We start from the raw sequence: 14973 nt of genomic DNA, 5'->3' as shown, positions 1-14973 counted from the left end.
TTTGGGTTCAATAATGACAATTTGTATATTGAACTTATAAGGGCCATAAAATAAGTATAGAATCAATTTTTTGTTAATTAATAAACTGTATTTGTATGTCAGAAGTAATAGCTAAAGAACAGTTAGCGCAATATATAAGTCAAATAGAACAACTTGAAGAAGAGAAAAATGAGTTGTCTACCGCAATCAAAGAGATATTTGATGCTGCTGCTTCTAGTGGGTTTGATAAAAAAGCTATGAAGGCTGTTCTTAGATTAAAAAAACTTGATAGAAATGAATTAGCCGAACAAGATGCAATATTAGATCTGTATAGACAAGCATTAGGTTTATAATTATATATTAAAAAATTTAGTGATGCAATTATATCCTTTAAGGCTTTTACCTGATAAAATCAACTTTGATTTTATCAAATTTACAAAAGTAAGTTATACTATCTCTATTATTCTCTCTCTTATCAGTATCATATGGATAGGTAAATATAAATTTAATTTAGGTATTGATTTTGCTGGAGGAGTGGTAATGGAAGTGCGTGTTGACCAGGAACCAGACTTAGTAAAAATGCGGGAAATTCTTAATAAACTTAAGATTGGTGAAGTAGCTTTATACAATTTTGGTACTAAGCGTGATTTATATATAAAGATTGGTAGTAACCAAGAAGGTGCGGTAATGCAAAATATTGATCAGATAAAATCAGCTTTACAACAATTTCCCTATAAATATGAATATCGTAAGATAGATTTTGTCGGGCCGCAAGTTGGATCTTACCTAATAAAATCAGGTATAACCGCTCTAGTGCTTGCTTTTGTTGCTCTAATGATTTATACTTGGGTGAGATTTGAATGGTATTTTGGGCTAAGTATCCTGGTCGCTTTATTGCATGATGTGATATTAAGTCTTGGCTTTATGAGTTTGACCCAGCTAGATTTTAACTTAAGCTCTATAGCGGGGTTGCTGACCATAATAGGTTATTCTGTTAATGATTCGGTGGTTATTTACGATAGGATTCGTGATAATTTGCGTAAATCACATCAGAAAATTACCCCTCAAATTATTAACCGAAGTATTAACGAGACTCTATCGAGGACTATTTTAACTGTTATTACAACTTTGTTAGCAAATTTGGCGTTAGTAATTTTTGGGGGAGAAGCTATCTATAGCTTTAGTGTATTAGTGTTTTTTGGTATAATAGTTGGGACATACTCCTCTATTTTTATTTCTGCGCCTATCTTACCTTTGTTTATTGTAAAGAAATTTCATGCTCGCGTAGGCGGTAAATAACCTTAAGTTTGTAATATGTTCACAGAACCGTAATAACACTTGAAAAAAACGTCTACGGTTGCTTTGTTAATTATAATGCCTGATATTTTTAATCTTATTATCTTGATTATACTATTTTTTTATTTTCTAATTAATGTTATATATTTAGCTGCATGAATACACAACAAAAATTACCTATATTACCAAGAGCAACAGCGATTTGGCTGATTGAAAATACTGCTTTGACATTTAAGCAAATAGCTGACTTTTGTGGAATTCATGAGTTTGAAATTAAAAGTATTGCGGATGGGGAGGTTTCTCAAGGTATTATGGGCTTAGATCCTATTGCAGGGGGGCAATTAACTAAAGAAGAGATTGTGCGTTGTACTAATGATGCGAATAGTAGTCTTAGAATTTCTACTAGTAATGCCTATGAACTAGTAAGTGCTAAGCGGAAACAGCAATCTAAATATACTCCTATTGCTAGGAGACAAGATAAGCCAGACGCAATATTTTGGTTACTTAAAAATTGCCCAGAGATTATAGATAGTCAAATTATCAAGTTAATTGGTACTACTAAGGCTACAATAGATACAATTCGTGATCGTAGCCACTGGAATATGAAAAACATTCGCTCCCGCGACCCAGTCTTGCTTGGAATTTGTAGCCAAATGGAATTAGATGCAGTAATTGAACAGATAAAGTTGACATCGCCGCTAGATAAGAGTCCTAAAGAATCATCTAATATAATATAGTTTGTTATATCGTACTTTAAATTACTTATAAACATAAACATCTTGTATAACTTAAGAAAAATAAAAGCATTTTCTACTTTATAAGTTATACAAGATGTTTATAATTCAATTAAATTGATTGATAAGAGTTAAATGAGTAAACCAAAATCTGTTTTTTTCTCTGCTATTTCAGGTAATATACTAGAATATTATGATTTTACTGTATATTCGGTATTTTACTCGGTTATTGGCAGTACATTTTTTCCAGTAAAGTCAGACTTTATCCGAATATTATTAAGCCTTGGTGTGTTCGCTGTCGGTTTTCTCACTAGACCTATTGGTGGTATATTTTTTGGCTATATTGGAGATAAATATGGGCGTAGAATCGCTTTAATTACTTCAATGCTTGGTATGACAGTGCCAACCTTCACTATGGGGTTAATTCCCTCTTACGCTGATATAGGGTTATGTGCGCCAATAATATTGGTCATAATGCGGCTTTTACAAGGACTTTGTATTAGTGGTGAAGGTGCAGGAGCTGCTATTTTTATTCTAGAACATCATCAGAATTTACGGCCGGGTTTTACGGCAGGATTAGTACACGGCTCCAATATCGCCGGCACATTAATTGCTACTATTATTGGAATCATTATTGAACAATATTTTCGTCACATAGATTTTGCTTGGCGTTTTGCATTCTTGCTTGGTGGATTTATGGGGCTTATAGGTTTTTATTTACGCTTGCGAGTAGCAGAAACACCGGTTTTTAAAATGTTAGCCCTTCAAAAGAAAACATTGAAGGCCCCTTTTGCTAATGTCGTTAAGACCGCGTGGAAAGCAATGTTTTTAACTTGTTGTGTTGGTTCAGTTGCTAGTAGTGTCTTATATTTAGTGAAAACTTTCATTACTGTTTATTATCATGATATTTTGCACCTTGATAAGACTACTGCCCTAGTATATCTATTATATACTTCTTGTATAGCTATGGTCACCATGCCATTATTTGGGGGGCTTGCTGATATTATTGGTAAATTCAAGATGATTACCTTAACAAGTATAGCTATATTGATCTTAGCTTTACCCACTTTATTTGCTATGTCATCACCAGAAATGTGGTGTCAAATTATCTCTTTAACTGTTCTAGGGTCGCTTGGAGGCGCAATCTCTGCTTCAGCCTATACATTCATCATAGCTTTATTTACTCCTGCACAAAAATTTTCCGGCGTGGCTTTTAGTTATAATTTAGGTATTGCGATATTTGGAGGAACGTCGCCTATTATCTCCAGTTGGCTTGTTAAACAAACGGGTTTATTTTATGCTCCAGCTTTTTATATTATGACTACTTCTAGTGTATTTTTGATAATTATTTATATTATGAGAAATGAAATAAGAAACATAATTAAAAAAGCTGCTTACTAGGTTCTGATACCATTTACGAAAACTAATTATCTACGTTCGTCGTACTGCAGGATCTTCTGCTCCTTACGTATATTTCTGTCACACTACTGGACAAAAATAGAAGATGGTTGAAAAAGTACAAGAATTGTTATCTGCTAAAGCTCGTTTTTAGCAATTATTATCTCAAAAATAACATTTTGTACTTAAAATAATATGTTTTTTTAACCATTTTCTATTTTTGTCCAGTAGTGTGATACGTCTGTACGCGCAGGTAGCGGGCACTCGTACTCCTAGTGCTAATTTAGTTTTGGGAAATGGTATTATATCTTATAACTATTTCTAACATATTTTTAAGATATCAGAACCTCAAAAAGTTTTTTTTAATTTATTCTAAAATGCTTATGTTTACTAATAGACAGAAAACTAGCAATTGGTTCAGCAGTTTACGTGATCAAATATGTATAGAGTTTGAAAAAATTGAGTTAGAATATAGTCAATTAAAGAATCTGGCACCCGCAAAATTTATGCGTTCCTCTTGGGATAGACCAGCGGGAGGCGGTGGCGTGATGTCGATAATGCGAGGGAATTGCTTCGAAAAAGTAGGAGTGAATATTTCCACAGTATTTGGTGAATTTTTGCCAGAGTTTAGTAAAAATATACCTGGTACAGAAAATAGTAGAGCATTTTTTGCTACCGGTATTTCGGTGGTTGCGCATATCAATTCACCTTTAATACCAGCCGCACATTTTAATACCCGTTATATTGAGACTGAAAATAGTTGGTTTGGAGGAGGAGGGGATCTTACGCCATTTTATCAAGATGAAGAGGAAAAAGTAACATTCCATAATGCTTTTAGGGTAGTATGCGATCAATATCATTCTTCTTACTATTCTAAATTTTCTAAGCAATGTGATGAATATTTTTATTTAAAACATCGCAAAGAGCGTAGGGGGGTAGGGGGAATATTTTACGATTATTTAAATACTGAAAATTTTGACAATGATTTTTCTTTTACTCAGGATGTAGGAAAAGCATTTTTGGCAGTATATCCTAAGCTTATCAGGCAAAAAATGTGGTTACCTTGGACAGAAGCAGAAAAAAACTATCAATTGATAAGACGGGGGCGCTACGTTGAATTTAATTTGCTATATGATAGGGGTACTATGTTTGGTTTAATGACAGGGGGGAATGTTGAAGCAATATTAATGTCCTTACCCCCTATAGTACATTGGTGAGGTTTTGATACCAAACGGCTTTCTTCACATTAGGTCGTCGTATTGCGGGATTCGTCGTGCTCACCTAGATCTACCAGGTTCTGCGTGGCTCACCACTCATACTCCTACTACTGTCTTAAAAGCAACTTGGTATGAGTTATGTTAAGAGCTAATTTTCGTTAAAAAAACAGCTCTTAACATAATTAATTTTTGTCTACAGAGTTTAGATTAATAATATAAGGATTAAGATTACCGATTTTAAAATATATTAGGTTATTTTGCAAAGCTAAAGGCAGGTATACTATATTAATATTTGATTCTAGTAACACTAAATATTCTTGCCGTTGATGAGAATTGATAAATTTTTCGGTATTAAAATTGCCTCGCGTCATATAGTCAATTTGATAGAGATGTTTGCCTATTTTTTGACAGTTTTTAAACTTAATAATTTCTTTCCCCCACCTAGCTAAGTTCCACTCATTATCCGTGACTTGATCAAAATTTGTACAAGAAATTATAATTTTTGATAATGTATCGATTTGTATATTATGCTCTTCTTCTAAACCTTCTTGCTTGCCTTCCGCGTGCATAGCCAAGTCTTTCAGACTTTTTGAGTATAAGTTCTCAAATGATATGACAGTAGCTATCACAGTATGTTTAGTTAGGGTAGCAATCTTATTATAATTATCGTCAGTTAATGAGGCATATAATGATTGATTAGTAGGACTTTGCAGAAAAATTGCAATATACGCGTTATTCTCCTCCTCAAGGCAAATAGGGGCAATAGATTTATATTTAGATAATTCCCCACCAGTCATGATAATATATTTTATCTCTGGCGAATCTATATATTTTGGTAGAGGTGTATTGGTGCTGATGGGAAAATGATAGGTGTCAATTTCATCAATAACGCCATGAATTTCTGCTGTCAATCTTGATAATTTGATAATAATAATTCTCATTTGGTAATGATAATGTAGGTAATGTAGGTTGATAAAATCTCCAGGATGGTTATTAAAAAGGCTAGCAGGAATAATGAATTTAAGAATTTTAGTTTCAGTAGAGGCATTTTTTAATATTAATTCTCCTAGTCTTATTGCGTCAAGGGATGACATAACAACTGGTAGTTTTAAAACGGGGATAGATTTATGAGTAAGATTTTCATTATTTACTCTACAAAAACCAGTATTATAGCTATTATTATGATTAATAAAATGTATTTCCAATTTACCAATAATATTAGTATTCGGAATAACTATTTGTTCCAAATAGCTATTGTCAGGGAGCTTCACGAGCATTTTAGTACTAATATGGCGCGGGATTTTACTGCTTCGTTTGTTGAGCTGGATATATTCTTGATAAGACGCAACTATATCAAAGAAATATATAATTCTTAAGGAATTGAGGATATCAATAGCTGTTAGTGCTTTATTAAATATTATCCCTTCTACACTTTCATCTAAGGTAGAAACATCAACAAATTTTAACGGGATATTACATCTATGAGATAATTCAAGAATTAGCGCAGCAAGGCTACAAGCACCAAACTTATTATTAACCCAGTGCCCTTTTGCCCATAATTTACTATCTCGCCAAATATTGCTATGTGGCCATGCTGGGTAGGGTCTTGCATCCCAAGTCCATAAAAACATTTGTTCTATATATTCTTGAGTTTTCCAATATTCAATAAAACTCCTGATACTTTTACGTTGAATGGATATATCAACTTCGCCGGTGGAATATCTTGGAAGTCCACTATCTTGGCATAAAGGATCAAAAAATATATTAGGTTGATTTGGGGCTTTATCGACTGAAGGAAAGCCAAATTCTGTAAACCAAATCTTCTTAGATTTTGGTTGCCATTCCGTTAAAGTGCCATCCGGATTACGATGATGATTTTCCCACCAATAGTTGATATTTTTCCAAGCATAATCTGGTGATAATGGTTGTTTGATATTATTCTCATCTATCCAATAATCATACCCTTCCCCTGATTGCCAACCTTTAATAATATCTTCAGATAAAATCCCAGAATGAGTTGTACGAGTTACCGGGAAATAAGCATCAATCCCTATAAAATCTATATGCTGCGAAGCAAATAATTTATCTAAATTATACCACCCACCTTTAGTATGGTGATATTCTGACCAGTCTGCTGCATAGGTCACGAGCACTTGGTCCTTAACAATTTCTTTCACTAATTTTGCTAATTTTAATAATTCATCTACTGCTGGAAAATGATTATTTTTATCCTTGATGCTTGTTAAGCCAATTAATTCTGAACCGATTACAAACGCATTAACATAATCTTTCACTAAACTTGCATAATGTAAAATAAAATCATTATACCCATCTGCTTTATTAAAAAAATCTTTCACTAGGTTAGCTTCTCCTGTGAGATGACCTCGCCAAGGTTTTTGGTCGATATCAAGAAAAAACATCGGATAAAACATGATTTGGTAATTTCTAGATCTTAATTCTTGTAAATAACGAATTAAGCTTGCATCATTAATGCTACCGCCATATTTAGGGCAACCAGCTTCATCTCGTGATATTAAGCGAGCACTGCTACGGCAATATTTACTGACTTGCCATTCTGTTGAATATGTTATATTACAGTCATTAAATTCTATCCCCGGCTTGATAGTGCATTTTTCAATATTTAAATTATCGCCAAACCAAGCTACTATGGGTGCTACCCACTTAATATTGGGGCAGATAATATTGAGCTGATCTAGATTATAAAGACTATTGGCAATATTGCGATAATTGTTGGAATTTATTGGCTTTTTACTGATAATTTCTCCTGTAGGCAGAGTAGTGGTTTGGTACTGTATTACTGTGTCATAAACGAATTCACCAGAGCCAGGGATGATATTAATGCTTTCCACTAGCTCTTCTACACTTACTCTTGGTGAACTATCTGGGATATTGGCTTTTCTGGTGACTTCAAAGGAAAAATTAGGGATAATATTATTAAAATCACTTAATGGTAAGTCTTCAAATACGGCGTAGCTTAAACCACGAAATGCTGGGGTGTTGCCAGTGCCGCAACTTCTTTCAATTAAGAGATCAGGTAATTGATGTTCGGAGCCCAAATATAATCTGAATTTATATTGCCCTAAGGTTAACAATTCATCATTAGCCCATACGCGGCTAATTTCTGCTACTTCTCCTTCACAAATACTCACAGCAAATGAAAAATAATATTCGCATTCGGTGATATTATGAATAGATTGCACCTTACTGCTATTTGCAGAATAGTGCGATGCAATATGGCAGTTTTGGACTTCTCTAATAGGGCTGGCCCAGATTATCTTGCCATTAACCCGGCTGGTGCCAAATATTAAAGTTATCGGTTGACCGTATACTGCTTTGGATATGCTAAAGCTTTCTTTGATGTTTTTAAAATGATAATATTCTTCCGGTGCATGATTTAAATGTTCTAAATAATTACCTAAAGCTTTACCGGCAAATCGGCCGATAGTAGATAATATTCCTCCGCCAAACATGTTTCCAATAGCGCTGCCAATCCCTCCTAAAATTTGCCCAAACATATTAATTTTCATAGTACCCCACACTTATTGTTGAAGTTGAAAGGCATGCATAATGTGTTTTCGTAGTAATGAAAACAACATAGCAGGGGTATCACTTAACGAGTTATAAAAATAATCTTTTATCCAATCAAATCCGTAAGTAAATAATGAGTATAATTTACGACCATGTTTTTTGATCTTTATAGGATAAATTTTGTTCTTAATGTCACCAGCAAGCACGCAAATAGCTAAGGATAAAGATACTATTGCAAATAGTTTTTCCAGCTTTTTTTGATCTGTAATGTGGGTATCTTCAATATTAAATCCAGATGACTTGAGAGACAGAAAAGGTCGCTCAATGCTCCACCTCTGCTTATATGCTAGCAAAGCACATTCACCAATAAGCACATTACTAGCAATAAATAGTTGCTCTCTTTCTAATTGCAAACAAGTTATTTTAATTGCCATACCATTGTAAATTTTGCTTTCTATAGTTTTAGTGTCACCCATTTGCATATCGGCAAAACATTTATTCAACTTCATCTTGCCACCGTTGAAATGCTTGACCTTCTCACTTTTTCTTAGCCTGATAGCAAAAGGTAATTTTTGGATTCCACCCATATATTGCAACCATTCCTCACCAACAAATTCCCGATCGGCAAGGATAAGCTCTATCATTTCCTTAGGTATAATTGTTAAAATTTGCTCAATCAATTTCTTTCTTTCATTAGTAGAAGAGTTGCCTTTTTTATCAAGTAACAACCATGCTATAGGAATTGAAATATTACCATAAACGATAGTTGCAACAAAAAAATTCAAATTTTTAATACCAAATTGCCAGCTGGTTCTATCTATGGCAAGGCTAATTTTACCTGTTAGACAGAGCAATTTAACAATAATTTTCCCTAAACTTATAAAGCACATATTTTGTTCTAAAAGCAAACGCTCAACTTTAACAATCTTGGCATGCAAATTGCCTTTAGAAGCGACATACAGTGCTAATTCTTTGATTCTCACAGTTTTAGCTTTTACTACTGCACAAATTAATTCTGCAAATGTTTTAATTCGTGCTGGGTGCCAATCTAAAAATATGTATAATATTTGGTATAGTGATTGAGAGTCCATTAATACCTCCTGTTGCTTGTTTCTCAGCGGAGATTAGTGACTCTCAGTCACTTATTCAATTTATTATTTTAACCCTCCTGTAAAATCTGTGGGGTACTATGAGATAAGATATATAAACGCTTTACGGAATAAGCTCCGTAGTTTTAGCCTTGTATGGATTGTATGGAATTTATGTTGAAACGACATACTGCAAGTGCGGGGTTTTGTTCCCAAAGTGGAATAATAAACTTATATAATAGACCTTTATAGTTGCAAATAATACCAAGTTGCTTTCTTCACATTAGGTTGTCATATTTCGGGATTCGTCGTGCTCACCTAGATCTACTAGGTTCTGCGCGCCTCACCCCTCATACTCCTGCTACTGTCTTGAAAGCAACTTGGTATAAAGTTAGCCAAGCTGATTTATAGAATCATTTAATCTTAGCCACAAACTGTCAGTGCTTTGTAAAACAATTTTAATGCTGGATAAGTAAAAAATAAAATATGAACTAAATTAAGTGTGAAATGAGTTAATATACTTGCTTCAATTCTTTTTGTCACTTTATATACCCAACCATATAACACTCCAGCAATTGTTGCCAAAAGTACATACTTACCTCCTCCAGGGAAATGAGCTAGACCAAAAAAGATTGCTGAAATTAGTAACGCTATATACTCAGAATATTGATATTTAAATTTTGTTAGGGATTCTTGTACAAACCCTCGCCACAGCGCTTCTTCAGCAATACATGTGAAAAATAAGTTATTAATTCCCCATATCCATAATAGTTGTGGGAATTTGAGTTCAAATTTAATATAATTAAATATAATCGATAAAATAATTATTAATATTATAGCAGGTACAATAATTGGTAATTCATACATTATTTGTTTAAACAATATTTTCCATTCTTGCCAAGAATTGACTAACTTTAGAGTGGTACCTAGGATAATTAGTCCTACCACTGCTTTGTCAAAGTTTAAATACATTGTGTAAGGTTTAGCATCAGGGGTAAATTGTACTGCATTTAGCACTAATAGATTATTAAATCCTGGAATCAAATGTGCTTGTAAAGCACAACAGAGTATCCACACTAAAGTCCATAAAAGATATTTTGGTGTGGAATTACTGCTTTGATATGTATTTACCAAATAATAAAGTAATAAAACCACAAGCATAGATATTAAATTAGTGATCCCGCTAAAAAAACAAGATACAATTAGAGAAAAGAAAAAAAATCCTTTCCATGGCTTGTAATTGATCTTATCTGGGATCCATAGTAAGAGAATACTAAAAAATAATGTTATATATGTAAAATATTTTAAATATAATGCAAAACCCACGCGAATTTTCCCACTAAATATTAGACCTCTTGCATAACCTAAAGATAATTGAGGAATTTTTAGGAAAAACGAAGTCGAGTACCGCAACGTACTTAAATTGTACGTGAGGAACGGAGATGAGTTTTGACAACAAAATTACCAATTAGATTAGGTTATGCAAGAGGTCTATTCAAATTAAGAATCAATTGCTTGGGTAAATGCCACCAGCATATGATTTGGTCCAGAAACGAAGTAGCAGCCTTTACTACAATTAAGGCTGCTATTAATAGCAATGATTGGTCTGCTAAGTAAGAAAATACTGTGCTTACAAGTCTTACAAAAGCAGCATAATGTCATACTAAATTGCTTTCTTCACATTAGGTCGTCGTATTTCGGGATTCGTCGTGCTCACCTAGATCTACTAGGTTCCGCGCGCCTCACCACTCATACTCCTACTACTGCCTTGAAAGCAACTCGGTAGTCAGTATTATATTGCATTTCCCATATATTATTTAACTGGAAAGTCAAAATAAGTATCGGGAAAAGGTTCATCTTTTAGAGTGTAGTGCCACCATTCTTCTTGATACTCATTAAAACCATGTTTTTTCATAATTGATCTTAAATAATTACGCCATTTTAAAAAATTTTGATCAATTATCTTACTATCGTGATGAGAGGCTGTATCAAGTAAATCAAAGGAACTACCCATATCAACAGTACCGTCGTCAAGATAAGGTACTATACTACCATCTTTCAACTTACGTTTTTCGAAGGCAATGCTTTTAAGTGGGCTATCTAGTTTTTTTATAGTTAAATCTACAGTACTACCACGGCTGTGACCGGATTTTTCGGCAACGTATCCTAACTTAAATACATCCTTTTTATCAATATTTGGGTAATATTTTTCTTTTTGTAATTGATCACTAACGTCCTTACTCCACCTTATAAACAGCTCTACAGTCCGCTGAGGACGGTACGCATCATAAATAACTAAAGAATATCCATCTTTTAGTAGTTCTTGTTGCACATTTGATAGCGCTTTAGCAGCGGCTGCCGATAGAATTACACGGTTTGCTTCATAGCCAACTAGTTTCCTGCCAATAAAATTTTCAGCTGAATGGTAACGAAGATTTTCGATAATAGTAGGATCTATTTCTTGTAAGTAAACAAAACCTTTTGGTAATTCTATAGCAAAAGAAGAATTGATAATAGCTATTAAGGAATAGAACAATAACAGCTTGCAGTACCTGTTCATTTTTATTTTCATATGATAAATTATATAATTTAATAACATCTACATTAAAATCAAAATAACACTTTCTCTATTAATAAGCAAATTAATCTATGTATAGCGGTTTGCTTTTGTTAGCAATACGATTAGTAATTAACTGCGACTATAAAGATTATTCGGTAAAAATTAAAGGTTAGATACAATTCAAGAACTATCAAAACTACTGCAGATTTGAACAAAGCCAAGTAATTATCATCTCATATGATCCTTATTAACAGCGCGGTGTCGTCTTGACTTTGATAGCATTTCTAGTAGTTTTTTGGTAAATTGAGATTGATTATGCTCTTTAGGATTTTGCACAATTCGATCATCATATCTGTTAATTTCCTGTTGCAATTTTTCTAATTGTTTTAACATTATAGTTCTTGACTTTAATTCTTCTTGATACAATTTAAGGTTTTCTATATTATGCTGCAGAGTTTCAATAGGATTAGCTATTACATTAGATTCAACATTTAAAGAGTTGACAACAAACTTAAGCGGGAGAGTGAGTAGTCTAAATGAATAAAATGATTACAGAATTATCAGAAATTAAACTGGTTGGTATTACTGCTGTTACATCCAATGCAGCTGAGATGAATCCTGAGACGGCAAAAATAGAAGCTGTGATGCAAAGATTTTTTGCAGAAAACTTGCAAGAAAAAATCACCAATAAAAAAACTCCTGGTAAAATATTTGCAGTCTATACAAATTATGAAAGCGATGCAAGTGGGGCGTACACCTATTTCCTTGGTGAGGAAGTCACTTCTTTTGATAAGAACAATGAAGAATTTGACACTCTTATTATTCCAGTGCAAACTTATGCAAAATTTACATCAAACCCTGGTCAAATGCCTAAAGTTGTTATCGATATGTGGCAAAACATATGGAAAATGGGAGTGCCTGATTTAAGTGGCGACCGAGCTTACATTGCTGACTTTGAAATTTATGACGAAAGAAGTAGAGATCCAAGCAATGCAATTCTTGATATCTATATTGGTATCAAGAAATGAAAAATATCATTGTAATGAAATACTGAGGCACTGCTGTAATAGTTCTGGATTTTCTAAAATTTCTGCCGGAACTTTCCAGTAAGACATTTTAATAATTTTATCCCTTTTCTTGTAAGAAAAAGGCTCGGAATCAAACTTTATCAAAAATTCCATTGCTTGATTACTAGCTTTAAAATAAAGTTCTTGTTTAGCAATTAAAGCAAAAATTTTGCCATTAATATAAAGGCCATATCCCCCAAACAGCTTGCGCGTTTTAACCTGGTATAGTGGACTTAATATATCTATTACATAATCTAAGAACTCATCACTTGTTATTTTTATGTTCACAAATCACTCATCGTAATTAGGGTATTTTCAATATTTCTGCAAAAATTCCGCATAAGACTACAAGGCAGTATTTATAGGATCTTTAGGTGTATTAGCCACATTTCAATGGATAAAGTTCAACTTAAACATGATATAATATTGTTTTTAAATGCCAAAAATAAAAACCTCTCTTTGCTTTTTTAGTATACTGCCTCTATAATAATCTTTGTACAAATAATTCTTAATATAAGAACAATGCAAATTAAAGTTAATATTATCGAATGAATAAAATATATTCTTCATCTACCTTAGCCTTGGCTGATTTATTACATGATGGCATGACTATTATGGCTGGAGGATTTGGTCTGTGTGGAATACCAGAAAATTTAATCAATGTTATATTAGAATCAAAGGTAAAAAATCTAACCGTAATTAGCAATAATTGTGGTGTAGATGAGTTTGGTCTTGGTATATTATTAAAGGCCCGCCAAATCAAGAAAATGATCTCTTCTTATGTAGGAGAAAATAAAAATTTTGAACAACAATATATCGACGGTTCTTTAGAAGTGGAATTAAATCCGCAAGGAACATTAGTAGAAAGAATTAGAGCAGGCGGGGCAGGAATTCCAGAATTTTATACTCGCACAGGAGTAGGAACTATAGTAGAAAATGGTAAAGAAGTACGAGAATTTAATGGTAAAAAATATTTGATGGAAACAGCTCTTGTTGCGGATTTAGCAATTGTAAAAGGCTGGAAAGCGGACAAAAGCGGCAATGTTATCTATAATAAAACAGCGCGTAATTTTAACCCAATAATGGCTAGTGCTGCTACAGTGACGGTTTGTGAAGTAGAAGAAATTGTGGAAACCGGTTCTCTTGACCCTAATAGTATTCATACTCCTAATATATTTGTAAATAGGGTAGTCTTAGGGGAGAAATATGAAAAACGTATAGAACGTAAGTTAACTAGAAAGTTACTGTAAAGTAGTTGATTACCTATATAAAATGTTGTAAAACAGGGATACCATAAATTTGTCAGTGAATTGTGTCAGCAATAATAAAATACATCGCATTTAGCACTAATTACTGCTCTAGAGGAAGATAAATTAATAATGGCTTGGTCTAAAGAACAAATGTGCCAAATAGCAGCACAAATGGAACTGAAACAAAATTTATATGTTAATCTGGGAATCGGAATACCTACAAATGTGGCCAATTATATTACGCCAGATATGAATATTATTTTACAAAGTGAGAATGGGATGCTTGGCATGGGTCCTTTTCCTTGGGAAGGAGAAGAAGACCCGGATCTAATTAATGCAGGCAAAGAAACTATTACTGCCATTCCAGAAAGCAGCTACTTTGATAGCGCCACCTCTTTTGCCATGATTAGAGGATCGCACATAGACCTAACTATTTTAGGGGCTATGCAAGTATCCCAAAATGGTGACCTGGCTAATTGGACAGTGCCTGGAAAAATAGTAAAGGGTATGGGAGGAGCAATGGATTTGGTAGCAAATGTTAAACGTGTGGTTGTGGTAATGGAACATATAACAAAGAACGGTAATGCCAAATTATTAAAACAATGTACTTTACCATTAACAGGTATTAATGTAGTAAATAGGGTAATAACGGATCTAGGTGTATTTGATATCACTAACAATATGTTGGATTTAATTAAAAAACCAGCAGACGTGAGTATAGAAGAAATAAGGGACAAGACCTTGGCAGAATTCACTGCATCATTATAGGTTCTGTGAACATTTTTATGTAATGAGTAGATTTATAGGCATTTTCGCTTGCAGCATCTCAGCGCCC

14 protein-coding genes are annotated in these 14973 nt (G+C 33.4%); 8 read left to right on the top strand and 6 right to left on the bottom strand.

The features are described from left to right. Window positions 1-95 precede the first annotated feature (95 nt). The 5 genes from ACFELV_RS00885 (at window position 96) to hemF (ending at window position 4624) form a co-directional block, all read left to right on the top strand. The gene (locus ACFELV_RS00885; protein ID WP_375326349.1) at window positions 96-332 is read left to right on the top strand and encodes a DUF2312 domain-containing protein; all 237 of its coding nucleotides are present in this window, start codon (window positions 96-98) and stop codon (window positions 330-332) included. A 22-nt stretch (window positions 333-354) separates the two neighbouring features. Continuing rightward, window positions 355-1278 carry a protein translocase subunit SecF gene (gene secF, locus ACFELV_RS00880; protein ID WP_375326348.1) on the top strand — a complete coding sequence of 308 codons (924 nt, stop codon included), beginning with the start codon at window positions 355-357 and terminating at the stop codon, window positions 1276-1278. Between the two features lie 152 nt (window positions 1279-1430). Beyond that, the gene (locus ACFELV_RS00875; protein WP_375326347.1) at window positions 1431-2012 is read left to right on the top strand and encodes a cell cycle transcriptional regulator TrcR; all 582 of its coding nucleotides are present in this window, start codon (window positions 1431-1433) and stop codon (window positions 2010-2012) included. A gap of 132 nt (window positions 2013-2144) precedes the next feature. After that, window positions 2145-3410 carry an MFS transporter gene (locus ACFELV_RS00870; protein ID WP_375326346.1) on the top strand — a complete coding sequence of 422 codons (1266 nt, stop codon included), beginning with the start codon at window positions 2145-2147 and terminating at the stop codon, window positions 3408-3410. A gap of 380 nt (window positions 3411-3790) precedes the next feature. Beyond that, window positions 3791-4624 (top strand): oxygen-dependent coproporphyrinogen oxidase, encoded by an 834-nt coding sequence (gene hemF / locus ACFELV_RS00865; RefSeq protein ID WP_375326345.1) that lies wholly within the window; start codon window positions 3791-3793, stop codon window positions 4622-4624. Between the two features lie 182 nt (window positions 4625-4806). Here the strand turns inward: hemF and ACFELV_RS00860 are convergent, their stop codons facing one another. The 5 genes from ACFELV_RS00860 to ACFELV_RS00840 form a co-directional block, all read right to left on the bottom strand. Then, the gene (locus tag ACFELV_RS00860; protein WP_375326344.1) at window positions 4807-8172 is read right to left on the bottom strand and encodes a glycoside hydrolase TIM-barrel-like domain-containing protein; all 3366 of its coding nucleotides are present in this window, start codon (window positions 8170-8172) and stop codon (window positions 4807-4809) included. A 12-nt stretch (window positions 8173-8184) separates the two neighbouring features. Beyond that, entirely contained in the window at window positions 8185-9264 is a 1080-nt protein-coding gene (locus ACFELV_RS00855; protein ID WP_375326208.1) for an IS4 family transposase, read from the bottom strand. Between the two features lie 420 nt (window positions 9265-9684). Further along, window positions 9685-10338, bottom strand: coding sequence for a CPBP family intramembrane glutamic endopeptidase (locus ACFELV_RS00850; protein ID WP_375326343.1), 654 nt, complete (start codon window positions 10336-10338; stop codon window positions 9685-9687). A 736-nt stretch (window positions 10339-11074) separates the two neighbouring features. After that, on the bottom strand, window positions 11075-11833 hold the full coding sequence (locus tag ACFELV_RS00845) for a M15 family metallopeptidase (RefSeq protein ID WP_375326342.1): 759 nt from the start codon (window positions 11831-11833) through the stop codon (window positions 11075-11077). Between the two features lie 216 nt (window positions 11834-12049). Then, window positions 12050-12214, bottom strand: a complete 165-nt coding sequence (locus ACFELV_RS00840) for a hypothetical protein (protein WP_375326341.1) — start codon at window positions 12212-12214, stop codon at window positions 12050-12052. Between the two features lie 143 nt (window positions 12215-12357). Between ACFELV_RS00840 and ACFELV_RS00835 the strand changes: the two genes are divergently transcribed. Next, window positions 12358-12849, top strand: coding sequence for a GyrI-like domain-containing protein (locus ACFELV_RS00835; RefSeq protein WP_375326340.1), 492 nt, complete (start codon window positions 12358-12360; stop codon window positions 12847-12849). Between the two features lie 6 nt (window positions 12850-12855). Here ACFELV_RS00835 and ACFELV_RS00830 read toward each other — a convergent pair whose 3' ends face one another. Next, window positions 12856-13176, bottom strand: a complete 321-nt coding sequence (locus ACFELV_RS00830) for a TfoX/Sxy family protein (protein ID WP_375326339.1) — start codon at window positions 13174-13176, stop codon at window positions 12856-12858. Between the two features lie 260 nt (window positions 13177-13436). On the opposite strand from ACFELV_RS00830, the gene ACFELV_RS00825 reads away from it, so the two are divergent. Both ACFELV_RS00825 and ACFELV_RS00820 read left to right on the top strand, forming a co-directional pair. Next, window positions 13437-14138, top strand: coding sequence for a CoA transferase subunit A (locus tag ACFELV_RS00825; RefSeq protein WP_375326338.1), 702 nt, complete (start codon window positions 13437-13439; stop codon window positions 14136-14138). 129 nt (window positions 14139-14267) lie between these two features. After that, window positions 14268-14906: a 3-oxoacid CoA-transferase subunit B gene (locus ACFELV_RS00820; protein WP_375326337.1), complete on the top strand. Its 639-nt coding sequence runs from the start codon at window positions 14268-14270 to the stop codon at window positions 14904-14906. Window positions 14907-14973 lie beyond the last annotated feature (67 nt).

It is taken from the genome of Candidatus Tisiphia endosymbiont of Nemotelus uliginosus (assembly GCF_964264835.1).
Lineage (GTDB): Bacteria > Pseudomonadota > Alphaproteobacteria > Rickettsiales > Rickettsiaceae > Tisiphia.
The sequence above is the reverse complement of the archived record's forward strand: the minus strand, read 5'-3'. Positions and strand labels throughout refer to the sequence as shown.